Raw genomic sequence first — 22,301 nt, forward strand, 5'->3', positions numbered from 1 at the left:
CTCCATCAGGGTGCGTAGGCGCGGCCGAGGAGGTTGCGCGCGATGACGAGCTTCGACACCTGCGCGGTGCCGTCGCCGATTTCGAGGCCGATCACGTCGCGAAGCCGCTGCCCGACCGGGCTTTCGCTGGAATACCCGAGGTGCCCGAAGGTCAGCAGGCACTGGTGGATGGTCTCGGCGGCGAGCTTCGGCGCCCAGAACTTCGCCATCGCCGCCTCGGTGCTGTGCTCGACTTCGTTGTCCTTGCGCCACAACGCCTCGTAACAGACATGTCGGGCTCCGCGCAGGTAAGTCGCCTGCTCAGCGAGCGGGAACGCGACGCCCTGGAAGGTGCCGATCGGGCTGCCGAACGCCTCGCGGTCGCGGGACCACTGCAACGCCTCGTCGAGCGAAACCTGCGCTGCGCCAAGGCAGGCGAGCCCGATGATCGCGCGGGAGTAGTCGAAACCCTGCATCACCGAGACGAAGCCCTGTCCTTCTCCGCCGACCAAGGCATCCTTCGGGACGGGCAGTCCGTCGAAGTGCAGTGAAGCGCGGCCGATCGCCCGGCTGCCGAGGTCGTCGAACGCCGCCCGCGAGACATACGTGTCGTCCAGTTCGACCCAGAACGCGCTGACGCCGCGGGCACCGGGACCGCCGGTGCGGGCGAGCACGAGCGCGACGTCGGCGGACATGCCCAGCGTGATCGACGTTTTCTCGCCGGTGAGCCGCCAGCCGTCGCCGTCCGGTTCAGCCTTCATCTCCAGCTTCGCGGCGTCGGTGCCGTGCCCGGGTTCGGTGATGCAGAACGCGGGCACGACCTCGCCGGACGCGATCGGCGGCAGCCACGCCGCCTGCTGCTCCTCGGTCGCGTTGCGGGTGAGGATGTCGCTGACCAGCGCGCTGACGATGATCAGGTAGGCCGCGTTGAAGTCGCCGTGCGCGACCTCCTCGGCGGCCATCCCGGCGACGACCGCGCTGGCCTCCTGGCCGCCGTGGCGTTCCGGGATGCGCAGGCCGGTCAGGCCCATCGAGGCCAGGTCCGCGACGAGCTGGGGCCGCAGCTTCGCCGCCTTGTCGTCGGATTGGTAGTGCGGCGCAAGGACTTTCGCCGCGAATCGGCGCAGCTCTCGCCGGTAGGAGTCCTCGTCGCCGGTGAAGGTGAAATCCATGGTCAGTGCCAGTTCACGTGCGAGACGAAGTCCGGCTTGCGCTTCTCCGCAAACGCTTGCGCACCCTCCAAGCCCTCCGGCGAGGCAGTGAACAGGTCGAGCGCGGACATGGCCAAATTGGACAGTCCGGCCTGGTGGTCGGTGTCCGCGTTGAAGGACTGCTTGAGAAAACGCAGTGCGGTCGGGCTTTTCTCGGCTGCTTCGCCGGCCCACGCCTTGGCGGTCTTGAGCAGTTCGCCCGGCGGGACGACGGCGTTGACCAGACCCATCCGCTCCGCCTCGGCCGCGTCGTACTGGCGGCAGAAGAACCAGATCTCGCGCGCCTTCTTCTCGCCGACGACCCGCGCGAGATACGCCGAGCCGAACCCGGCGTCGAACGACCCGACCCGCGGACCGGCCTGGCCGAACCGCGCGGTCTCGCTGGCGATCGTGACGTCGCACAGGACGTGCAGCACGTGCCCGCCGCCGACCGCGACGCCGTTGACCGCGGCGATCACCGGCTTCGGGATGTCGCGGATGAGCTTGTGCAGGTTGCCGATCTCGAACATGCCGCTCTCGGTCGGGCCGTAGTCGCCGGTCTCCGCCCGCTGCTTGACGTCGCCGCCGGTGCAGAACGCCTTCTCGCCGGCGCCGGTGAGGATCACCGCCTGCACGTGCTTGTCCGCCCACGCCAAGCGGAACGCCTTGATCAGCTCGTCGACTGTCCGCCCGCGGAAGGCGTTGTAGCGCTCCGGCCGGTCGATCGTGACGACCGCGGCCGGACCGTCGATCTCGTACCGGATGTCCTCGAACTCCATCGTTCGCTCCCGTCTGTCGTCTGACCACCGTGACAAAATTTGACTGTTGAGTCAAGAGTTGAATCCATGGTCAACCGGTAGGCTTCTGGGGCAGCGAAGGATGTGGAGGAACGAGATGGCCGCGGTGAAGCCGCCGTCCGAGCGCGTGCGGCGCAAACGGGGCAAGCGGATCCAGGAGATCCTGACGGCGGCGGCCGAACTGTTCGGCGAACGCGGCTACGACGCGGTGAGCCTGGAGCACGTCGCCGAGCGCCTGGACGTCACGAAGGGCTCGCTGTACTACTACTTCTCCAGCAAGGACGAGCTGGGCACAGCGGCGATCGAGACGCTCGGCGACGAGTGGACGGCCCGGCTGGAGCACCTGCTCGACCGCACCGAGGGCCCGCCGGAAGCCCGGCTGCGCGCGTTGATCCACGAACACGTCACGATCGCGGTCAACGACTATCCGGCGGCGTTGCGGCTGTTCCTGATGCCGCGCGAATGGCCGAGCGCGCAACGCGAACGCATCAAGGAACTCCGCCGTCGCCACGACGCGCTTTTCCGCGCGCTGATCGAAGAAGGCCTGGCGAGCGGCGAGTTCACCGTCACCAGCGTCGACACCGTGCTGCAGTGCATGCATGCCGCGATGAGCCAGGCGCCGACATGGTGCGGTGAACTGCCGTCCGCCGCGCGCGGTAAAGCGGTGGACGAGGTGGCCGACACGTTGATGGCGCTCGTCCACATCGGACAGCTCGGACAGCTCGGACAGCTCGGACGGTGAGCTAGAGGCGGCGCGGGGCCTCGATGCCGAGCAACGCCAAGCCCTGCACGAGCGTGCGCGAGGTGAGCGTCGCCAGCTGTACCCGCGAAGCGCGCAGCTCCGGCGTTTCTGCGATCAGCACCGGGCACTGTTCGTAGAAGCGCGAGAAGGTGACTGCGGTGTCGTACAGGTACGTACACAGCTTGTGCGGCGCGTACGCGGATGTCGCCGCGCTGATCGCTTCGCTGAACCGCAGCAGCGTCAGCGCGAGCGCGCGTTCCGCCGGTTCCTGAAGCAGGATGGGCGCGTCTTCGGTGGGTTCTCCGGCTTTGGCGAGGATCGACTCGATCCGCGCGTGCGCGTATTGCAGGTAGACGGACGTGTTGCCGTCCTTGGCGAGCATGCGGTCCCAGTCGAACACGTAGTCGCGTTCGCGGTCGCTGGAAAGGTCGGCGTACTTCACCGCGCCGATCCCGACCGCGCGCGCGACTTCCTGCTGCTCTTCCTCGCTGAGTTCACTGCGCTCGGCAACGACTTCGCCAGCCTGCGCGACCGCTTCGCCGAGCAGGCTGGCGAGCTTGATCGTCTCGCCGGCGCGGGTGCGGATCACCTTGCCGTCCGCGCCGAGGATCGAGCCGAACCCGATGTGCTCGGCGTGCACGCCGTCGAGCCAGCCCGCGGTGCGGGACACCGCGAAGACCATCGCGAAGTGCTGTGCCTGCGGGGTGCCGACGACGTAGAGCAGGTCGGTCGCGCCGCGTTCGGCGGTCCAGTACCGGGCGGTGGCGAGGTCGGTGGCCGCGTAGCCGTAGCCGCCGTCGCGCTTGCGGACGATCAGCGGGAGCCGGTCGCCCTCGCGGTTGGTGAAGCCCTCGGGGAACACGCAGACCGCGCCGTCGCTGATCTCGGTGAGCCCGTCGGCTTCGAGTTCGTCGACGACCTCGCCCAGGTACGGGTTGTAGAAGCTCTCGCCGTAGATGTCGTCGTCGGTGAGCGTGATGCCGAGCTGGCGGTAGACCGCGTTGAAATGCCTTGTCGACTCGTCGACGAGCTCCTGCCAGAAGGCGAGCGTCTCCGGGTCGCCGCCCTGGAGTTTCACGACGCGCTCGCGGGAACGGTTCGCGAAGGTCTCGTCGGCGTCGAACTTCCGGCGCGCGGCCTGGTAGAACGCGTTGAGGTCGCTGCGGTCGCCGGACGGTTCGTCGAGGTGGTGCTCGATGAGCATGCCGAACGGCGTGCCCCAGTCGCCGAGGTGGTTGTGCGGCAGCACTTCGTGCCCGGCGAAGCGCAGCAGCCTGGTGATCGCGTCGCCGATCACGGTGGAACGCAGGTGCCCGACGTGCATTTCCTTGGCGACGTTGGGACTGCTGTAGTCGAGCGCGACCCGGCGCGGCTGCTCGGCCTCGGCCACGCCGAGCCGGTCGTCGTGCAACTGCCCGGCGACGCGCTGCTCAAGCCATTCGCGGCGCAGCACGAAGTTCAGGAATCCGGGCCCGGCGATCTCCGGCTGGTCGGCGACCCCGTCCAGCTCCAGGTTCTCGACGATCCCGGCCGCGACCTCGCGCGGCGGCGTGCCGAGCCGTTTGCCGAGGCTCATCGCCAGATTGCACTGGTAGTCGACACCGTCGCGAGTGGACACCGCGATGAGCGCCGCGGACGGGTCGAGGTCGACGTCGAACGCACGGCGGACCGCGGCCACCACGCGTCGGGCCAGTTCCTCACTCACCTCGGGCTCGCGCACGGTGTCCCTCCTTCGCCTAGTCGATCGGTGAAGCCTACCGACCGCGCGCGAACGGGTTCACCGCAGTTCGCTGCCCTTCGTTTCGGGCATCCGGAGGATCACGAAGAACGCGATCGCCGCCCCGGCGGCGACGTACCAGAAGAAGGCGGTGGCAGCGCCCGCCGCGGACAACGCGCTGAGCACGAGCGGCGCGGTCCCGCCGAACACGGCGACGGTCAGGTTGTACCAAGCGCCGATGCCGAGCCCGCGGAGTTCGGTCGGGAAGAGCTCGCTCATGATCGCCGGGGCGAGCGAGGTCATCGCGGTGTAGAGCGCGAGGCCGACGCAGAACACGATGAGCAGATTCCCGAACCCGGGCCGCACGAGAGAGGAGAGGGGGACGATGACGAGTGCCGTCGCCCCGGACCAGACCAGCAGCTGAGGCCGCCGTCCGACCCGGTCGGCGAGGGCTCCCATCGGGTACTGGAGGACGACGAAGAGCGCGGTCGCGATGGAAAGCGCGAGGAAGGTGTCGACGTCGTTCGCGCCGCGCCCCTTGACGGCGAAGGAGGTCAGGGCGCTGAAGAAGGTGTAGTAGCACAGCGTCGAGAGCATCGAGAACCCGATGAGCTGCCCGACCGCCTTCGGATGCTGAGTGACCGTGGTGAGCAACGGCCGCCGCACCTGTCGCGCGGTCTCCTTTTTCTCGTGGTACAGCTCGGTTTCCGCGAGACTGCGGCGCAGCCACAGCCCGACCAGCCCGAGTACCCCGCCGAGCAGGAACGGAATCCGCCAGCCGAACGAGCTGAGATGCGCCTTGTCCATCGTGCGGGCGAGCACGAACCCGAGCACCGTCGCGATGAGCACCGCGGACCCGGTGGAGATGTAGAAGAAGGAGGAGTACCGCCCCCGCCGCTCCTTGGGCGCGACCTCGCCGAGGTACGCCGAAGCGTTGGAAACCTCGCCGCCGAGCGAAAGCCCCTGCGCGATCCGCGCGAGCAGAAGGAGAATCGGAGCGAGCCACCCGACCTGCGCGAACGTGGGCAGGAGCCCGATCGCGACCGACCCGCCCGCCATCAGCGAAATGGTGAGAATCATGGCGGGCTTGCGCCCGTGCACGTCAGCGAACCGCCCGAGCAGCACGCCGCCGAGCGGCCGGAAGAAGAACGCGAGCGCGTAGGTGGCGAACGTGTTGATGAGGGCGAGCGTTTCGTTGCCGGGAGGGAAGAACGCGCCGGCGAAGTAGATGCTGAAGGTCGCGTAGATCGTCCAGTCGAACCACTCGAGCGCATTGCCCGCACTGGCAGCGAACAACTTCCGCACCGGCAGCCGGTGCCGGGCGACGCCTTCGGTCGTAGAACCGGCCATCGGGCAACCTCCACACGTCCGCACGGGTGGAACGGGACTTTGCCAGAAATGCCCGGAGATCGGTAGATCTCGGCCAAGAGTGGCGGTTGGTGCTTGTCCCACTGCGGTCCGTGATGCGGTTGGCGGCGCCGGATCGCTTTCGCCGCACAGACATCGTGCGGTCACGACGGGACGGCGGCTCGCCTTGCGCCAGGCGCCCGGTTGCCATGCCGATCCGGGGATGCGCTCGTCCGGGCTGGCTCCGCCGCTTCCCGCGCACCGGCCGCGGGCAGCCCGACCTGCCTGAACCGGCCCAGTGCCTTGCCCGCCGGATCGCCCGGTGCGCACCGCGAACCCGCGCTGGAACCGGTTATCTCACAACCCGAAGCCGAGAGGCCTGTTTCCGAACCCGGAGTGCCTCGGCCGCACCTCCGCCGCCCCAGCGGTCTCCGGTGTGCTCAGTGCGGAGCGGTACCGCCTCGGGGCTCTGCTTTCAGGAGCGCGAGGAGCCCGGGAAACCTCTTCTCGACGTCCGCGCGTCGCAGCCGGATGCCCTTGCGGTTGCCGTAGTCGATCTCGTCGATGAGGCCCGCCTCGCGAAGGACCCGGAAGTGGTGGGTCTGGGTCTGCTTCGAAATCGGAAGATTGAACGAGTTGCAGCCCCGTTCGCTGTCGCCGCGGTCGGCGGCCAATTCCGTCATCACCGAACGGCGGTGCTCGTCGGCGAGAGCGCGAAGCACCGCACCCAGATCCAGCGCATCGGCCTCCGGCCCGGCCTGCTTCGTCCCGGCCACGCGACACCTCCTTCAGGTACGACTTGCATCGTACCTCAGGGAGATGCTGTACTAAGGTACGAATTTGATCGTACCTTGACCCGGCCGCGCGGTGCCTCCGCTCATGGAGACCCGGCCCAGTAGCCGGACTCCGGGTCATCGACACTCCGAGAGGTCATCGTCATGACGAAGCGCGAGGTGCTGATAGTCGGCGCCGGAATCGCCGGGCCCGCACTCGCATACTGGCTGGCCCGGCAGGGATACCGGCCGACGGTCGTCGAACATGCCCGGCAGCTGCGCTCCGGCGGCAGCGCCGTCGTCGTCAAGGGGCCCGCGATCCCGGTCGCCGAGCGCATGGGCATCCTCCCGCAGCTCCGCGGGCTCGCCACGCGCACCCGGTCGCTGACCCTGCTCGACCCCGGCGGCAAGCGAATCCTGCGGCTCCCGCTCGCCTCGGACGAGTCTCCGGCGGTCGAGGTGACCCGAGCCGACCTGTCCGAGGTCCTCCACCAGCCGGCGCGGTCCGAGGCCGAGTTCTTGTTCGACGACACGGTCACCGCTCTCGACCAGGACGGAGGCGGGGTCGACGTCACCTTTCGGCGGTCCGCGCCACGGCGCTTCGACTTGGTAGCCGGTGCGGACGGGATGCACTCCGCGGTGCGACGCCTGGTCTTCGGACCAGAGCGGCAGTTCGTGAGCGATCTGGGTCTGTACGGCGCGACCGTCCCGTTGGAACCCGACGCCATCGAGGACCCGAACGAGATGACGATGCTGACCGTGCCGAACCGGATGCTGGTCGTTCACCCCTCGCGGACCACCCCGCTCGCGATCTTCACTTTCCGGGCCGCGCAGCCAGCACCCCACGACCGCAGGAACATCGCACTGCACAAGCAGACGGTGGCCGGCGCCTACGCCGACGTGCGGTGGCGCGCACCGGAACTCGTGGCGGCGTACCTCGACCACCCGGCTCCGTTCTTCGACCCCCTGACCACCGTCCGGATGCCCTCGTGGTCCCGCGGACGGGTCGTACTGCTCGGGGACGCGGCGGGAGCGACAGCCCTGCTGGGCGACGGGTCCAGTATGGCGATGGCGGGCGCGTACGCCCTCGCGGACGAACTCGCCGCCCATCCAGGCGATCACGCCCGCGCCTTCGCTGCCTACGAGTCGCGACTTCGCCGTGAAGTGGGCCCACGGCAACGACGCGTCGGTCTGGTCTCCCGGCTCATGGTGCCCCGTACCCGGCCGGGCCTGGTGGTGCGCAACACGGTGGCTCGCGCAGCCAGTCGCACGAGCCGGTTCACCGCTCGCGAAGCCGCGAACCGGTAGACCGGGTCCGCGCAGACCGGTCACCCGGCAGGTGCGTGGCTCCGCGGCAGCTCTCAGCCGGGTCGACGCCGCCATGGCCGACGACCCGGCTGGGCCGCACGCAGGCCAGAGCGTGGCCGATGCTGCCTGCGGCGACGCCGGGGGTTTCCTTGCGCGTCGGCCAGTTCTCCTTGTGCCGCGGCGAATTCAGCCTCGCCGACCGGCCGCCTGATTTCGTACTCGTCGGCGCGGTCGTTCATCAGGCATTCGACGAAGACGGTCTGCTCGACGGGATGCCCCGCTGTCGGCGACATCGCGACCAGATACCCGCGGCATGCGCGCGGCTGCACTGTCGGCGTCTTCCCGAGTTGCCTGCCACCCTGCTGAGCAGCAACTCCGCCTGATGGCGGCGAATACGCGACGATCGAACGCAAGAGCCTGCCAGCAACACAACACCGGTCTGCTCGACTCAGCCCGCCGCACGTACCCACCAGCCGCAGACCCCGGCCAATCAAGCCCGGCCGTCTGCGCACCAGTCACGCCGCGCGCCAGTCGTGACCGAGCCGACCTGCCCGACCCCGCCCGGCGCACCTGACGACCAGCCGCGGATCCCCGCGAACTCGAGCCGCCGAGTCGCCGATTCAGCCCCGGCGCATCCAGTCGCCGATTCAGCCCCGGCGCGCCGAGTCGCCGATTCAGTCCCGGCGCACCCAGTCGCTGATTGCGCCCCGCCGCTCAGCCGTCGATTCCGCCCAGTTCGCCCACTGACCGGCCGCCGAAGCTCGGCGTACCTGCCGACCAGTCGCCGCCCCAGCCAGGCAAAGCCGCTCCGGCTCACCACCGAGCCCGGCGCACCTCAAGCCGTACTGGCCAACGCGAACGGCAACACCCCCTCCGCCCCGGCCCGCCGCAGCAGCCGCGCCGCCAGCGTCATCGTCCAGCCGGTGTCGATCAGGTCGTCCACCAGCAGCACCGGCCCGCGCGTCTGCGCGACGCTCGCCGCCAGGTCCTCCGGCAGGCTCAACCTCCGCCACAGATCAGCCAGCCGCTGCGCGCTGTTCGCCTGCCGCGGCGGCGGCCCGGCCGACGCCAGCTCTCCCAGATAGTCCAGCCGGCCGATCGCCGACAGCCGCAGTGCGAGGCTGTCCACCAGTTGCGGCCGCGTCGCCGACGGGATCGCCACCACCGCCACCGGACGTTGCGCCCACTGCCACCCCGCGAGCACCTTCACGCACGCGTCGAAAACCGAGTCGGGGACCTCGGCGTCCGGCGCGCCCGGGCCGAGCAGTTCGCGCAGCCGGCCGCCCCAGCCCACGTCCGTGAGCCGGCCCAGCACCTGTCCCGGCTCGGCCTGTTCCTCGGTCTTGATCCGGCCCGACAGCGGCACGTCGAGCCCTTTCATCCCGCTCGGCCACTGTTTGCGCGGCGCGACCTCGACCCCGGGCCGGTCCAGCCGTTCCCGCGTGGCACCCGCGATTTCGTCGGACACCGCCGTGCTCCAGTGCTGCCCGGTGCAGTTGTCGCACCGGCCGCACGGCGCTGCCTCCGGATCGTCGAGCTGCCGCCGCAAATACTCCATCCGGCATTCGCCGGTGCGGATGTACCCGAGCATCGCCTCCCGCTCGGCCGCCCGCGCGACACCGACGCGCTCGTACCGTTCCCGGTCGTACTCCCACGGCTGGCCGGTGCTCTCCCAGCCGCCGCGCACCCGGCGCACCGCACCGTCCACATCGAGCACTTTCAGCACCATCTCCAGCCGAGACCGGGAAAGCTCGACCGACGGCTCCAGCGCGGCTGTCGAAAGTGGACGGTCGGCGTACGCGAGCGCGTTGAGCACCTGCGTGACCCGCAGCTCGTCCGGGAACGCCAGCGACCCGAAGTACGCCCAGATCGCCTTGTCCTCGCGCCCGGGCAGCAGCACCACCTCGGCCCGTTCGACGCCGCGACCGGCACGGCCGACCTGCTGGTAGTAGGCGATCGGCGACGACGGCGCGCCGAGGTGCACCACGAACCCGAGGTCCGGCTTGTCGAACCCCATCCCGAGCGCCGATGTCGCCACCAGCGCCTTGACCCGGTTCTCCAGCAGGTCGTCCTCCGCGGCCTGGCGGTCGGCCGGATCGGTCTTCCCGGTGTAGGCGGCCACCGGATAGCCGCGGTCGGACAGCAGCGCGGTGACGTCGTGCGCGGCGGCGACGGTGAGCGTGTAGATGATGCCCGACCCCGGCAGCTCCGCCAGGTGCTCGGCGAGCCAGGCCAGCCGCGCCTCGTCGCTGGGCAGTTCGGCCACTGCCAGGCGCAGGCTTTCCCGGTCGAGCGGACCGCGCAGGACGAGCGTGTCCGTCTCGCCGCCGATGCCGAGCTGCTCGGCGACGTCCGTGGCCACCCGGTCGTTCGCGGTCGCGGTGGTGGCCAGCACCGGCACGCCGTCGGGCAGGTCGCCCAGCAGCGTGCGCAACCGCCGGTAGTCCGGCCGGAAGTCGTGGCCCCAGTCGGAAATGCAGTGCGCCTCGTCCACCACCAGCAGGCCGGCGCCGGCGGTGAGCTTCGGCAGCACGCTGTCGCGGAAGTCCGGGTTGTTGAGCCGTTCCGGGCTGACCAGCAGCACGTCCACCTCTCCCGCGGCCACCGACGCCTGGACCTGGTCCCACTCCTGCGCGTTCGCCGAGTTGATGGTGGCCGCGTGGATCCCCGCCCTGGCGGCGGCGGAGATCTGGTTGCGCATCAGGGCGAGCAGCGGCGACACGATGACCGTCGGTCCCGCTCCCCGTTCCCGCAGCAGCGCGGTGGCGAGGAAGTACACGGCCGACTTCCCCCAGCCGGTGCGCTGCACGACGAGCGCGCGCCGGTGGTGCGCGACCAGTGCCTCGATGGCGGTCCACTGGTCCTCTCGGAGGGCGGCGTTGTCCCCGGCGAGCGCCCGGAGCAGGGTCTCCGCGCGGGTCCGGAGGTCTGGGGTGGTATCGGTGGTGTCCACGTCCCCCGGTCTACCCCATGCCCCCGACAATCCCGGAGCCGCCCGGACCGGAACGGACAGTTCCCGGCCGGAAACGCAGAGTTATGTGACTCATGTCACAACAGTAACCTAGGTCGCAGGCGCGACGGGAAGCCCTCGCGTGCCCGCGCGTATAGGCTCACCGGCTATGTCACCACGCCGGATCGGGGTCATGGGCGGCACCTTCGACCCCGTGCACCACGGCCACCTCGTCGCGGCCAGCGAGGTCCAGTCGCGGTTCGCGCTCGACGAGGTCATCTTCGTGCCGACCGGGCAGCCGTGGCAGAAGTCCGGCCGCCGCGTCACGCGCGCCGAGGACCGCTACCTGATGACGGTCATCGCCACCGCGTCCAACCCGGTCTTCTCGGTGAGCCGGGTCGACATCGACCGCGGCGGCCAGACCTACACCGTCGACACGCTGCGGGACCTGCACGAGGAATACCCGGACGACGAGCTGTTCTTCATCACCGGGGCCGACGCCCTCGAACAGATCCTCACCTGGCACAAGGCCGACGAGCTGTTCGACTTCGCGCATTTCATCGGTGTCACCCGGCCGGGCTACCGGCTCAACTCGCACCATCTGCCGAGCGGCAAGGTGAGCCTGGTCGAGGTCACCGCGATGGCCATCTCGTCCACCGGATGCCGCGAGCGCGTCGAGCGCGGCGAGCCGGTCTGGTACCTCGTGCCCGACGGCGTTGTGCGCTACATCGCCAAGAAGGACCTCTACCGCAAGGACGCCGAGGCCTGACCGGGTACCCTCGTCCGGGCGTACCCGAAATCTTGAAGGAGCACTGTGGCAGCGACGTCCGAGGCACGGGACCTGGCGGTGGCGGCCGCGCACGCGGCGGCGGACAAGCTGGCCAGCGACGTGGTCGTCCTGGACGTGTCCGAGCAGCTCGTGATCACCGACGCGTTCGTGATCGCGTCCGCGGCGAACGAGCGGCAGGTCGGCGCGATCGTCGACAACGTGGAGGAGAAGCTCCGCATCGAGGGGCACAAGCCGGTGCGGCGCGAAGGCGCGCGCGAGGGCCGCTGGGTGCTGCTCGACTACGTCGACGTCGTCGTGCACGTCCAGCACGCGGACGAGCGCTCGTTCTACGGCCTTGAGCGGCTGTGGAAGGACTGCCCGCGGATCGAGGTCGAAGGGCTGGCGACAGTCCCCGCCACCGACACCGACGACGCGGACGGCCCGGAGGCGTGAGCCCGCGGCGGCTGCTGCTCTGGCGGCACGGCGAGACGGACTACAACGCCGCCGGCCGCATGCAGGGACACCTCGATTCGGCGCTGACCCCGGTCGGCTGGAACCAGGCGCGCTTCGCCGTGCCCGCGCTCGCGCGGTTCAAGCCGGACCTGGTGATCGCGTCCGACCTGCGCCGCGCCACCGACACCGCCACTGTGCTCACCGAGGCGATCGGCGTGCCGCTGCAGATCGACAAGCGGCTGCGCGAGACGCACCTCGGCGAGTGGCAGGGCCTGACCGGGGCCGAGGTCGACGAGGGCTATCCCGGCGACCGCGAACTGTGGCGCACCAACGCCGCGTGGGCCCCGCCGGGCGGCGAGTCCCGGGTCGAGGTGGCCGAACGCGCCGCCGAGGTGGTCGACGACCTGATGCAGCCGAACTCCGACGCCGGGGAATCGGTCCTGCTCGCTTCGCACGGCGGTCTGATCCTCGCGCTGACGGCGAAGCTGCTCGGCCTTCCGGTCGAGGTCTGGCCGTCGCTCGGCGGGATCATGAACTGTCATTGGGTCGACCTCGGCCACCGCGAGGGGAAGTGGCGGTTGCACGCGTACAACGCGGGCATCACCGGCTGACCCGATGAGCCCGCAGCTGCTCGTCTTCGGCGATTCACTCTGTTTCCACGGTCCTGAAGGTCCTTGCGCGGCCGATGATCCGCGCCTGTGGCCCAACGTCGCCGCGAACGCGTTGTCCGGACAAGCTGATCTCGTCGCAGGCATCGGCTGGACCGCGCGCGACCTGTGGTGGTCGCTCACCGGCGACCCGCGGGTGTGGGCGGATCTGCGCCGCGTCGACGCTGTCGTGCTCGCTGTCGGCCACATGGACACACTGCCGTCGCCGTTGCCGACGTACTTGCGTCAGGGACTTCGCTACCTGCGCCCCGACGGTGTGCGTCGCGTCGTACGCGGTGCCTATCTCGCTGCGCAGCCACGGTTGTCTGTCGTGATGCGCGGACGTCCTCGCGTGCTTCCCGCGCGGCTGACAGTGAGCTATCTGGACCAGTCCGTCGAAGCGTTGCGCGCGTTGCGGCCTGAGTTGCCTGTGTTCGGAATGCTGCCTTCGGTGCACCGCGCTGATGCGTACGGACGCGTACACACGGGACGCGCCGAAGCAGCCGCTGCAATCGCTTCGTGGGCCGCGCGATGCGAAGTGCCGTTGCTCGACACGCCCGGCGTGGTTGGCGAACATGTCTTGAGCGGCGCGGGAAATCCCGACGGCATGCACTGGGGATGGGCCGGGCACGAAGCCGTCGGCACCGCGATGGCGAAACTCGTTGCCCCGCACCTCGGCTCCGGCCACGTAGGCTGACGACGTGTCGGTCGCCGTGGTCACGGACTCCACCGCGCACCTGCCCGAAGGCTTCGCCGAGCGGCACTCGGTGCGGGTGGTGCCCCTGCACGTCCTCGTCGAAGGCGTGTGCTCGCTCGACGGCATCGAGATGGGCCCCGCCGCGCTCGCGGAAGCGCTGGGGGAGCGCAAGATCGTCACGACCTCCCGGCCCACGCCGGCCGAATTCGCCACCGAATTCCGGGCCGCGCTCGACGCGGGCGCGGACGCGGTCGTGTCAGTGCACCTGTCGAGCGAACTGTCCGGCACCTGGGAAGCCGCCGTCCTGGCCGCGGAAGAGGTCGGCTCGGACCGGGTCCGCGTCGTCGATTCCCGCACCACAGCGATGGGTTTGGGCTTCGCCGCCCTGCACGCCGCGGACGCCGCCGCTTCCGGAGCCAGCCCGGCGGAAGTCGAAGCGGCGGCGACGAAAGCGGCCGAACGGTCTTCGACGTTGTTCGTGGTCGAGACTCTGGAACACCTGCGCCGGGGCGGCCGGATCGGCTCGGCCGCGGCATTGCTCGGCACCGCACTGGCGGTGAAACCGGTGCTGCACATGTCCGACGGCCGGATCCTGCCGCTGGAGAAAGTGCGCACGATGAACCGCGCGATCGGGCGGTTGGTCGAGTTGTCCGTGCAGGCGGCGGGCACCGGACCGGTCGAGCTGGCGGTGCATCATCTCGCCTCGCCGGAGCGGGCCGTCGAATTGGCGAACCGGCTTGAGGAAGCGATCCCGGGATGCGCCGGGGGATGCGTGGTGTCGGAGATCGGCGCGGTCATCGGCGCGCACACCGGGCCTGGCGTGCTCGGCGTCGTCGTGCAGCGCGCCTAACCGGGTTCCTGGTTGCCGAATCGCGCGAGCAGGTGCCAGACGCGCTTGAGATCTTGCTCGTCGCGGACGGCGGCTTTCCCGAGTATCCGTGGGTCGAGGTGCCCTTCCTCGGCGAGTCCGGCACCGAGCGCGGCGAACTCCGGTCCGCGGTAACCGGGGTGCCGGAGCAGTTCTTCGGCGGTGAGCCGGAACCCTTCGTGCCACTCGACCGGGCCCAGGTTTCGGGCCGCCGCCTCGATTTCCGTTCCCCGGTAGGACGGATCGAGAACCAGCGCTTCGACGTCCCGGGCCAGGTCCGCCTCGCCGTGCACCTGCGCCTCGATGTAGTCGTCCAACAGGTCTTTGCCGTCAGCTTCGGCCATCGCGACCAGTTCGGACAGGTGCGCCTCGACGCCGAAGGACGTCGGTTCGAAGACGCTGTCGGGATAGCTGAAAGTCGTGCGGGACAGCGTATGCCGGGCGAGCCGCAGGTGCGCCGAACCGAACCGCGGCGAGCCGCCCGCCTTCCGGCCGCGGAAATTCAGCGACCCGTATTTCGGCCGGTGCTCCGGCGCGGCCTCGTCGTAGGCACCGGCGAACAACCGGCTTTCCCAGCGCCAGCGGTCGCCTCCCGGATCCGCCGTCAGCCCGCCGTTGCTGACGCCGGTCTCGAACTGCGAGCGGTACCGGCCGTCTCGAACCATTCTTTCCAGGATCGGCACCCCGTCGACCAGCCGGTCCGGGTGGAAATGCAGCGTGACCCGCCACGACGGATCCGCTGGCCCGCCGGTCGCCAGCGCGGCGAAGCGGGCGACCGCACGCTCCCCAGCCTCCATCCGGATCACGGCCAGGACATCGTGATCGCGCGCTCGAAATCGACGTACCCGGCGCGCTGGAACGCGTTCGCCATCGGGACGTTGCCGAGATCCGTCGCCGCCCGGATGCGAGGAACCTCTTGGGCGGCAAGGATTCGAGTGCCCTCGGCGAGAATTTCGTCGAGGCAGCGGTTGCCGCGATGCTCGGGCAGGACGGCCAGATAGCCGATGACGGGGTGGTAATCGTTGCGTGCTGGCGTGACGAACCCGACCGGCGTGCCGTCGGGCAGCGTGGCGACGCGCCACCAGTCCCGCGGACTGCGGTAGTGCGCCAATTCGTCCTCGTAGTGCCGGATCGCCGCTTCACGGGCGGACATCCGGGTCAGGTCGTCGCGGCTGCGGGCGTCGGGCGTTCCGTCCAAGACCCGGGTCATCAAGTCGAGGACCTCGTCCTCGCCGAGGATCTTCCGGAAGACCAGCCGTTTTCGCGGCGGGGCGACCGGAGTCCCTGGCCGCCGCTCGAAGCGCGGCCGCTCAGCGAGCAGTTGAGCACCAGCCTGTTCGAGCGCGATCATCCGGTCCTCGACAACGCTTCGGGTTTCGGCTTTTTCGCGCCAGTCAGCGGGAATCATCCGGTTGTAGACCGGAGGCCGGGCGCCTGCGGGCAGAATCTCCGCCATCGCGGTCCGGAGCAGCCGCGCGCCGACGGTCACGTCCTCAAGATCGAAGAAGTCCAGCAGAAACGGGACAGGTTCGTCGGCTCGGCCCCAGCACGCGGCCCTGGCGACGAGTTCGCTGCCGCGGACCGCGATCCACATCTACTCCGGCCCGCGTCGGCCAGCGGCGAGATCGTCGGCGAACTCGTGGTCGAGGGCGTAAGTGAGTCGGCAGAAGAGATCGAATTCTTCCGGTCCGGAGATCGGGCGCAAGGTCAGGTCGGTGTGGTCCACGGCTGCGGCATGCTCCCGTTCGACGGCGGGCTACCAGGTCTAGCCGATGAGCGCGGCGGGTGCGAACGCTTTTCGCCCGCTGGTGCCGCAGGCCAAACCCGCCAGTATGACCGCGTGCCCCGACAAACTCCGTCGCGTCGCCTGCGCTGACGGCCCAGTTGTCCCCAAGGGGCGGGTTGTCCACAGATCGCGCGGAACACTCTCGCCGCCGGACCGGCCGACGCCTAGCGTCGATCGTGTGTTCGAGCACTCCGCCCGAGACCAGGGCACTCCCGTCAACGTCAGGCTCACCTGGCTGGCCGACCAGCTGGCCGCTGTCCCGCACCTCGCCGGACCCGGCAGCAGGCCGGCACGCCGCTGGCTGCCCCTCGGCCGGGCGGGCCGGCCCGTGCGCAGCCGGGCGAGCGTGTCGGCAACGGCAGACAGTCAGCCGTCCGCGGGCACGGAGGTGGAACCGAACTATCGCCTGTCCGCAGGTGCTGACGGCTTGCTGACAGGCATGGATGGCACAGCAGGCGACTCAAGGTCGCACTCCCGCACCGCGGGGTTGAAAGCTGGACTGTCTGCCGTTGCCGACAGTTCACCGCTACTGGGCGGCCCGTTGGCGGACGGTACGCCGCTCGTGCGGCCTGGGGGCCGCATAGCCCGGCTGTCTGCACTCGCCGACAGCCCGCCCCCGCCAGAAAACCCATTGCCGGGCGGCAAACTGGTCCGTGGCTGGCTGCCGGAACACACCGGACACCGCCTGGCCCGGCGCTGGCTCCCCGGCTCAATCGGCCTGCCGGGCTTCCTGGGCCGCCGGGGAATGATCTTCGCCCTGGCGTTGCTGGCAGCAGCCGCCGTCATCGCCGGAGGCCTGGCCATCTTCGGCCGCTCACCCGCGGCCGAGATCGCTCCGCCGCTCCCGGTCGCCCGTGCGCAAGTGCCGCACGCGTCGAAGACCAACGAGAACCTGGTCATCAGCGTAGTCGGCCACGTGCGCTCGCCAGGGCTGGTCACCGTGCCGTCGGGTTCCCGCGTCGCCGACGCCCTCCGCGCAGCGGGCGGTGCCACCCCCGGTGCCGACCTGACCGCACTGAACCTCGCCCGCAAACTCACCGACGGCGAGCAGTTGGCGGTCGGCGTCCCAGCCACCTCAGCGGTACCGGCCGGCTCAGGAGCCGCGGCCAGCAAAATCGACCTGAACTCAGCGACCGCCGAACAACTCGACAGCCTCCCCGGCGTCGGCGAGGTCACCGCCCGGCGCATCACCGACTGGCGCACCCAGCACGGCGGATTCGCGAGCGTCGAACAACTCCGCGACGTGGATGGCATCGGCGCGAGCAAATTCGAAAAGCTTCGCGAGCAGGTGACCGTCGGATGAAGCTGGAAACTGAGGAAGAGACGCGGCGCGACCACGATTTCCGTCTCGTCCCCGCTGCCGTCGCCGGATGGGTGGCTACTCTCGCCGGACTGCAACTCGGTTGGTGGGTCGCGACAGCGGTCGGTGCCGTAGCAGTGATCGGCGCTGTGGTGTTTCTAGTGCGCGGCGGTGCCAGATACGCCGGTGCTGGCGGAGCGCTGCTGCTGGCCGGGCTCATTGCCGCAGTGCCCACCGCCCTGCGCATTCACGACGCGGCATCCGACCCGCTGGGAGCCGCTGCCGAACACGGCGTCACCGCGACGCTGCGGGTCGAGATCAGCGAGCGCCCGCGGCCGATCCACCAAGCCGGCTATGCGGACCAGCAGGCGGGAACCCGGTCAGTGGCGATCCCCGCCCGAGTCTCAACGGCCATAGCGGACGGTCAGCCCATCGAATCGACCGGCCGGGTTCTGTTGCTGGCACCGGTTGCCGGATGGAGCGGCCTGCTGCCCGGCCAGGAAGCGACGACGTCCGGCCGCCTCCTGCCCGCACGCGGCGGGGAACTGACCGCAGCAGTCCTCTCCGTTCGTGCCGCACCCATCGACGTCGGGCCAGCGCCGTGGTGGCAGCAAGCCGCCGCAGTCCTGCGGAACAGCTTGCACTCGCTGTGCTCGGTCCTGCCCGAAGAACCAGCGGGCCTCCTGCCCGGACTGGTGCTAGGCGACACGAGCGCGTTGCCGCAACGGGTCGAAGGAGAGTTCAAGGCATCTGGACTCACCCACTTGATGGCAGTGAGCGGCGGAAACCTCGTCATTCTCGGCGGAGCCGTCCTGCTGCTGTGCCGATTGGTCCGAGCCGGCCCGAGATTTTCCGCGACAGCGGCTGGAGTCTGCCTGGTGGGATTCCTCGTCCTGGTGGGCCCTGAACCGAGTGTGGTCCGGGCTGGCGTCATGGGCGGCATCGGCCTGCTCGCGCTGGCTCTGGGACGACGTGGTTCGGCGTTGCCCGCATTGGCCTTCGCGGTGTGCGTACTGGTGGCGTGGGATCCGACGATGGCGGGTAATTTCGGCTTCGCGCTTTCGGTTCTCGCTACGGCAGGACTGGTGCTGCTCGCGCCGCGCTGGGCAGATTCGCTGGTACGAAGGGGAGTTCCGGCCGGTTACGCCGAAGGCCTGGCTGTTCCGCTAGCCGCGTTCGTGGTCACCGCTCCCGTCATCGCCGGTATGGCGGGCACGGTCAGCCTGGTCTCAGTCGTGACCAATGTCCTTGCGGCACCGGTAGTCGCGCCGGTGACTGTGCTGGGAGTGCTGGCAACAGTCGTCGGACCATGGTGGCCAGGTGCGGGACGGGTGCTGATCCATGCGGCAGATCCGGAAGCCCGATGGCTGATCACCGTCGCCCGGCACGGTGCGAGAGCGCCGGGCGCGGCGCTGTCGTGGCCCGGTGGCTGGTGGGGCGGATTGTGCGCGGCGGCCCTGCTGGTCGTCGTCGTGGTGGCGGCGCGGTTTCGCCGGCTCCGGCTGCTGGTGGCGATCGGACTGGTCGTCGTGCTGCTGACGGTCGTACCGGCCACAGTCCTGGCGCCTGGCTGGCCGCCAGGCGGCTGGGCGATGGTGGAATGCGATGTCGGACAAGGAGATGCGGTCGTCCTGGCCACTGCTGAGCCTGGCCGCGCCGTGGTCGTCGACACCGGGCCGGAACCAGGGCCGGTCGACGAATGCCTGCGGAGGCTGGGCGTCGATCGGGTGCCGTTGCTCGTGCTGAGTCACCTGCACGCGGATCACATCGGCGGACTCGTCTCGGTGTTCGACGGAAGAACAGTCGGTGCGATCGCGGTAGGGCCAGGGCGTGCTCCGGCGTGGGCGTGGCAGTCGGTCTCCGGCGAAGCGCGGCGTCGTGGCGTGCCGCTGGTGCAGTTGAGCGACGGGCAGCGGCTGGAGTGGCCGGGGCTGTCGCTGGAGGTGCTCGGTCCGCGCTATGCCACTACTCGCGCACCGGCGTTGCAGGACGGCACGATGATCAACAACAGTTCGGTCGTCCTGCGCGCCGAAACCCCGGCTGGCCGAGTATTGCTGACTGGAGACGTCGAACTGGCCGCACAGGCGGACTTGCTCGCCGAGGGCGCGGACCTGCGGGCGGACATCCTGAAGGTGCCGCATCACGGATCGAGGTACTCGCTGCCGCAGTTCCTCGCGGCGGTGCGGCCGCGCACGGCGCTGATCAGCGTCGGCGCGGGCAACGGGTACGGGCATCCGAGCAAGTCCACAATGGACGTTCTCGGGACGATGGGAGTGCTGGTCACCCGGACCGATGTGGACGGCGACACTGCCGTCCTGCCCGGAGGAAGCGGGCCGGCGGTCGTGCGCCGGGGCGAGCCGCGGGGTCCGCCGCGGTAGTGCGGCGGACCCCGGGCCGGTGCGTCAGTAGCCGAGCGCCTTCGCGACGGCTTCGGCGGACGGCGGCACGGTGGCCTTCGGGCCGATGTGGTTCTCGACCGCGTCGAGGGTCTTGAGGCCGTCGCCGGTGATGAGGAGGACGGTTTCGGCGTCCGGGTCGAGCTTGCCGGTTTCGACGAGCTTCTTCGCGGTCGCCACGGTGACGCCGCCCGCGGTCTCGGTGAAGATGCCTTCGGTGCGCGCGAGCAGCCGGATGCCTTCGACGACCTCTTCGTCGGTGACGTCCTCGATCGCGCCGCCGGTGCGGTTGACCACGTCGAGCACGTACGGGCCGTCGGCCGGGTTGCCGATCGCGAGCGAGCGGGCGATGGTGTCCGGCTTGACCGGCTGGACGACGTCGTGGCCGTTGCGGTACGCGGCGGAGACCGGCGAGCAGCCGGTGGCCTGTGCGCCGAACACCTGGTACGGGCTGGCGTCCACGAGACCGAGCTGGCCCAGTTCGCGGAAACCCTTGTCCACCTTGGTGAGCTGGGAACCGGAGGCGATCGGCACGACGATCTGCTCGGGGATGCGCCAGCCGAGCTGCTCGGCGACCTCGTAGGCGAGCGTCTTCGAGCCTTCGGAGTAGTACGGGCGGACGTTGACGTTCACGAACGCCCACTTCGGGTGCTCGGCGGCCAGTTCGGTGGCGAGCCGGTTCACGTCGTCGTAGTTGCCGTCGACGGCGATCAGGTCGCCGTCGTAGACGGCGGTGGTGAGGATCTTCGCGCGTTCGAGGCTCTTCGGGATCAGCACGACCGACCGCCAGCCGGCGCGGGCCGCCGCGGCGGCGGTCGCGTTGGCCAGGTTGCCGGTCGAGGGACACGCGAGGACCTCGAAGCCGAACTCGCGGGCGGCCGCGAGCGCGACGGCGACCACGCGGTCCTTGAACGAGTGCGTCGGGTTTCCGGTGTCGTCCTTGACCCACACGCGCTTGAGGCCGAGCTCTTTCGCGAGCCGGTCCGCGCGCACGAGCCGGGTACAGCCGGGTTCGGTGTTCGGGGTCTCCTCGACGGTCGAGGGGACGGGAAGGAGCTTCTTGTAACGCCAGATGTTGCGCGGGCCCGCCTCGATGTCCTCGCGGCGGACGCGGCCGAAGTCGTAGGCGACCTCGAGCGGAGAGAAGTCTTCGGCGGAGACGAATTCCGGAGCGAGCGGCTGCCGGTGCCCTTCTTCCTTCGACACCAGTTCGACGGCCGGACCGAGGTCGATCGTCTTGTTGGCGGAGGTGGCGCTGAGGGCTGCAGTCATCGCGAGGTTCCTTTCCTCATCTGCCCCGCCGAAGCGGGCCGGAATTGGCACCGTGGTCGTCAGCTACCCCGCGATCGCGGGGTGACAGGCTGTACGCCGGTTGCCGGGGCTTCGTCGGGCCGTTCCCTCTGCCCCTCTGGATGAGCGGTATTCGGTTGTCGGAGCGCCGGTGGGCGCGTCCTCGGCTACACCGTACGACATCCCGATCAGCCGGTGCCACGGAGGCGGCCCACATCACCGGAGCGGGCGGCCCGGCGGCCGGGTGAGAAGATGGCGGGGTGACCACCGCACCCGCGCCGCTGCACCTCGTCACGGGCGAGGAAGAACTGCTCATCGAACGGGCTGTGCGAGCGTCCCTCGACGCGGCCAAGGCCGCGGACCCGACGGCTGACCTCACGCGCATGCGGGTGTCCGATCTCACACCGCCTGTGCTGGCCGAGCTGGTGAGTCCGTCGCTGTTCGCCGAGGGGCGCGTGATCGTGCTGGAGTCGGCGCAGGACATCTCGCAGGAGCTGTCCGACGCGGTCCTCGCGTACGTGAAGGCACCGGCCGAGGGCATCGTCCTCGTGGTGGTGCACAGCGGCGGCGGGCGGAGCAAGGCCGCGAAGGCGCTGCCAGGCGCGTTGAAAAAAGCGGGCGCGGAAATCACCGAATGCCCGAAGCTCACCAAGCCGGCCGAGCGCGAGGCGTTCGTGCGCAACGAGGTGCGCCGCGTGGGCGGCAAAATCGACGCCGCGGGACTGATGGCGCTGCTCGACTCGGTCGGCTCGGATCTGCGTGAACTGTCCTCGGCCGCTACCCAGCTGGTCGCTGACACCGGGGGAGCCGTCGACGAGCAGGCGGTGCGCCGCTACCACACCGGACGCGCCGACGTGACCGGCTTCGCGGTGGCGGAAAAGGCCGTCGCGGGCGACCGGGCCGCCGCGATGGAGTCATTGCAGTGGGCGATGCAACTGGGCGTTCCGCACGTCCTGGTGGCCGACGCGCTGGCCGACGCCGTGCGCACGATCGCTCGCGTGTCCGCGGCCGGGCGCGGCAACCCGAACCAGATGGCGGGCGAGCTGGGCATGCCGCCGTGGAAGATCCGCAAGGCGCAAGGCCAGTCGCGCGGCTGGGGCCAGGACGGCCTGGCGACCGCGATGCGCGTCGTGGCGCGGCTGAACGCCGAGGTCAAGGGCGCGGCGGCCGATGCGAATTACGCACTGCAGCGCGCGGTCCTCGACGTGGTCGCGGCCAAGGGAGACCGCTGACGGGAGCCCTCGCGGTTGGCGGCGGAGGCCCGGTCGCGAATCCCCAGGACGCGGAAAAGG

At 69.9% G+C, this 22,301-nt stretch carries 21 protein-coding genes and 1 riboswitch; of the genes, 11 read left to right on the top strand and 10 right to left on the bottom strand.

Features of this window, described 5'->3' with window-relative positions:
• Positions 1-5 precede the first annotated feature (5 nt).
• Entirely contained in the window at positions 6-1,151 is a 1,146-nt protein-coding gene (locus BM362_RS36040; RefSeq protein ID WP_093576183.1) for an acyl-CoA dehydrogenase family protein, read from the bottom strand.
• Positions 1,152-1,153: 2 nt separating this feature from the next.
• Positions 1,154-1,948 (bottom strand): enoyl-CoA hydratase-related protein, encoded by a 795-nt coding sequence (locus BM362_RS36045; RefSeq protein WP_037813731.1) that lies wholly within the window; start codon positions 1,946-1,948, stop codon positions 1,154-1,156.
• A gap of 115 nt (positions 1,949-2,063) precedes the next feature.
• Here BM362_RS36045 and BM362_RS36050 point away from each other — a divergent pair, with 115 nt between their 5' ends.
• Positions 2,064-2,708 (top strand): TetR/AcrR family transcriptional regulator, encoded by a 645-nt coding sequence (locus BM362_RS36050; RefSeq protein WP_093576184.1) that lies wholly within the window; start codon positions 2,064-2,066, stop codon positions 2,706-2,708.
• A gap of 1 nt (position 2,709) precedes the next feature.
• Here BM362_RS36050 and argS read toward each other — a convergent pair whose 3' ends face one another.
• The 3 genes from argS to BM362_RS36065 all read right to left on the bottom strand — a co-directional run bounded on the left by argS (position 2,710) and on the right by BM362_RS36065 (position 6,548).
• Complete coding sequence (argS, locus tag BM362_RS36055) at positions 2,710-4,428, bottom strand: arginine--tRNA ligase (RefSeq protein ID WP_093576185.1); 1,719 nt, start codon at positions 4,426-4,428, stop codon at positions 2,710-2,712.
• A gap of 57 nt (positions 4,429-4,485) precedes the next feature.
• A complete protein-coding gene (locus BM362_RS36060) occupies positions 4,486-5,775 on the bottom strand; it encodes an MFS transporter (RefSeq protein WP_067586211.1) in 1,290 nt (429 codons plus the stop codon).
• A 437-nt stretch (positions 5,776-6,212) separates the two neighbouring features.
• Entirely contained in the window at positions 6,213-6,548 is a 336-nt protein-coding gene (locus tag BM362_RS36065) for an ArsR/SmtB family transcription factor (RefSeq protein ID WP_067586214.1), read from the bottom strand.
• Positions 6,549-6,710: 162 nt separating this feature from the next.
• Between BM362_RS36065 and BM362_RS36070 the strand changes: the two genes are divergently transcribed.
• Together BM362_RS36070 and BM362_RS47085 are read left to right on the top strand one after the other, a co-directional pair.
• Positions 6,711-7,853, top strand: coding sequence for an FAD-dependent monooxygenase (locus BM362_RS36070; protein ID WP_093576186.1), 1,143 nt, complete (start codon positions 6,711-6,713; stop codon positions 7,851-7,853).
• Positions 7,854-7,972: 119 nt separating this feature from the next.
• The gene (locus BM362_RS47085; RefSeq protein ID WP_143132581.1) at positions 7,973-8,236 is read left to right on the top strand and encodes a hypothetical protein; all 264 of its coding nucleotides are present in this window, start codon (positions 7,973-7,975) and stop codon (positions 8,234-8,236) included.
• A gap of 452 nt (positions 8,237-8,688) precedes the next feature.
• On the opposite strand, the gene BM362_RS36075 is transcribed toward BM362_RS47085, so the two are convergent.
• Positions 8,689-10,806, bottom strand: a complete 2,118-nt coding sequence (locus tag BM362_RS36075; protein WP_093576187.1) for a RecQ family ATP-dependent DNA helicase — start codon at positions 10,804-10,806, stop codon at positions 8,689-8,691.
• A gap of 166 nt (positions 10,807-10,972) precedes the next feature.
• Between BM362_RS36075 and nadD the strand changes: the two genes are divergently transcribed.
• Genes nadD through BM362_RS36100 form a run of 5 tightly spaced genes read left to right on the top strand, consistent with a single transcriptional unit; the run spans position 10,973 to position 14,219 of the window.
• Positions 10,973-11,572, top strand: a complete 600-nt coding sequence (nadD, locus tag BM362_RS36080) for a nicotinate-nucleotide adenylyltransferase (RefSeq protein ID WP_078560899.1) — start codon at positions 10,973-10,975, stop codon at positions 11,570-11,572.
• 45 nt (positions 11,573-11,617) lie between these two features.
• Positions 11,618-12,025, top strand: coding sequence for a ribosome silencing factor (rsfS, locus tag BM362_RS36085; RefSeq protein ID WP_067586219.1), 408 nt, complete (start codon positions 11,618-11,620; stop codon positions 12,023-12,025).
• Positions 12,022-12,636 carry a histidine phosphatase family protein gene (locus BM362_RS36090; RefSeq protein ID WP_067586222.1) on the top strand — a complete coding sequence of 205 codons (615 nt, stop codon included), beginning with the start codon at positions 12,022-12,024 and terminating at the stop codon, positions 12,634-12,636. Before rsfS ends, BM362_RS36090 begins: the two co-directional genes overlap by 4 nt.
• A gap of 4 nt (positions 12,637-12,640) precedes the next feature.
• Entirely contained in the window at positions 12,641-13,369 is a 729-nt protein-coding gene (octT, locus tag BM362_RS36095) for a diglucosylglycerate octanoyltransferase (protein ID WP_093576188.1), read from the top strand.
• A gap of 4 nt (positions 13,370-13,373) precedes the next feature.
• A complete protein-coding gene (locus BM362_RS36100; RefSeq protein ID WP_093576189.1) occupies positions 13,374-14,219 on the top strand; it encodes a DegV family protein in 846 nt (281 codons plus the stop codon).
• On the opposite strand, the gene BM362_RS36105 is transcribed toward BM362_RS36100, so the two are convergent.
• Genes BM362_RS36105 through BM362_RS50120 form a run of 3 tightly spaced genes read right to left on the bottom strand, consistent with a single transcriptional unit; the run spans position 14,216 to position 15,963 of the window.
• Positions 14,216-15,034, bottom strand: a complete 819-nt coding sequence (locus tag BM362_RS36105) for a DUF3626 domain-containing protein (protein ID WP_093576205.1) — start codon at positions 15,032-15,034, stop codon at positions 14,216-14,218. The genes BM362_RS36100 and BM362_RS36105 overlap by 4 nt on opposite strands.
• 5 nt (positions 15,035-15,039) lie before the next feature.
• Entirely contained in the window at positions 15,040-15,831 is a 792-nt protein-coding gene (locus BM362_RS36110; RefSeq protein WP_208865434.1) for a GNAT family N-acetyltransferase, read from the bottom strand.
• On the bottom strand, positions 15,832-15,963 hold the full coding sequence (locus tag BM362_RS50120) for a hypothetical protein (protein ID WP_280142763.1): 132 nt from the start codon (positions 15,961-15,963) through the stop codon (positions 15,832-15,834).
• A 388-nt stretch (positions 15,964-16,351) separates the two neighbouring features.
• On the opposite strand from BM362_RS50120, the gene BM362_RS50815 reads away from it, so the two are divergent.
• On the top strand, positions 16,352-17,326 hold the full coding sequence (locus BM362_RS50815; protein WP_425285754.1) for a ComEA family DNA-binding protein: 975 nt from the start codon (positions 16,352-16,354) through the stop codon (positions 17,324-17,326).
• On the top strand, positions 17,323-19,701 hold the full coding sequence (locus BM362_RS36120) for a ComEC/Rec2 family competence protein (protein ID WP_093576190.1): 2,379 nt from the start codon (positions 17,323-17,325) through the stop codon (positions 19,699-19,701). The genes BM362_RS50815 and BM362_RS36120 overlap by 4 nt, the downstream gene beginning before the upstream one ends.
• Before the next feature lie 24 nt (positions 19,702-19,725).
• Here BM362_RS36120 and thrC read toward each other — a convergent pair whose 3' ends face one another.
• Entirely contained in the window at positions 19,726-20,991 is a 1,266-nt protein-coding gene (gene thrC, locus BM362_RS36125; RefSeq protein WP_067586238.1) for a threonine synthase, read from the bottom strand.
• Positions 20,992-21,004: 13 nt separating this feature from the next.
• Positions 21,005-21,138, bottom strand: a riboswitch (SAM riboswitch).
• Positions 21,139-21,269: 131 nt separating this feature from the next.
• On the opposite strand from thrC, the gene holA reads away from it, so the two are divergent.
• Entirely contained in the window at positions 21,270-22,241 is a 972-nt protein-coding gene (gene holA, locus BM362_RS36130; protein WP_093576191.1) for a DNA polymerase III subunit delta, read from the top strand.
• Positions 22,242-22,301 lie beyond the last annotated feature (60 nt).

The organism is Amycolatopsis rubida, from assembly GCF_900115345.1.
Lineage (GTDB): Bacteria > Actinomycetota > Actinomycetes > Mycobacteriales > Pseudonocardiaceae > Amycolatopsis > Amycolatopsis rubida.

What these genes read in the sequence shown, in the direction of transcription:
- BM362_RS36040 (WP_093576183.1), bottom strand. Translation starts at nt 1,151, where the DNA reads ATGGATTTCACCTTCACCGGCGACGAGGACTCCTACCGGCGAGAGCTG.
- octT (WP_093576188.1), top strand. Translation starts at nt 12,641, where the DNA reads ATGAGCCCGCAGCTGCTCGTCTTCGGCGATTCACTCTGTTTCCACGGT.
- BM362_RS47085 (WP_143132581.1), top strand. Translation starts at nt 7,973, where the DNA reads ATGCTGCCTGCGGCGACGCCGGGGGTTTCCTTGCGCGTCGGCCAGTTC.
- BM362_RS36105 (WP_093576205.1), bottom strand. Translation starts at nt 15,034, where the DNA reads ATGGAGGCTGGGGAGCGTGCGGTCGCCCGCTTCGCCGCGCTGGCGACC.
- nadD (WP_078560899.1), top strand. Translation starts at nt 10,973, where the DNA reads ATGTCACCACGCCGGATCGGGGTCATGGGCGGCACCTTCGACCCCGTG.
- BM362_RS36050 (WP_093576184.1), top strand. Translation starts at nt 2,064, where the DNA reads ATGGCCGCGGTGAAGCCGCCGTCCGAGCGCGTGCGGCGCAAACGGGGC.
- thrC (WP_067586238.1), bottom strand. Translation starts at nt 20,991, where the DNA reads ATGACTGCAGCCCTCAGCGCCACCTCCGCCAACAAGACGATCGACCTC.
- BM362_RS36060 (WP_067586211.1), bottom strand. Translation starts at nt 5,775, where the DNA reads ATGGCCGGTTCTACGACCGAAGGCGTCGCCCGGCACCGGCTGCCGGTG.
- BM362_RS36110 (WP_208865434.1), bottom strand. Translation starts at nt 15,831, where the DNA reads ATGTGGATCGCGGTCCGCGGCAGCGAACTCGTCGCCAGGGCCGCGTGC.
- BM362_RS36045 (WP_037813731.1), bottom strand. Translation starts at nt 1,948, where the DNA reads ATGGAGTTCGAGGACATCCGGTACGAGATCGACGGTCCGGCCGCGGTC.
- BM362_RS36120 (WP_093576190.1), top strand. Translation starts at nt 17,323, where the DNA reads ATGAAGCTGGAAACTGAGGAAGAGACGCGGCGCGACCACGATTTCCGT.
- BM362_RS36070 (WP_093576186.1), top strand. Translation starts at nt 6,711, where the DNA reads ATGACGAAGCGCGAGGTGCTGATAGTCGGCGCCGGAATCGCCGGGCCC.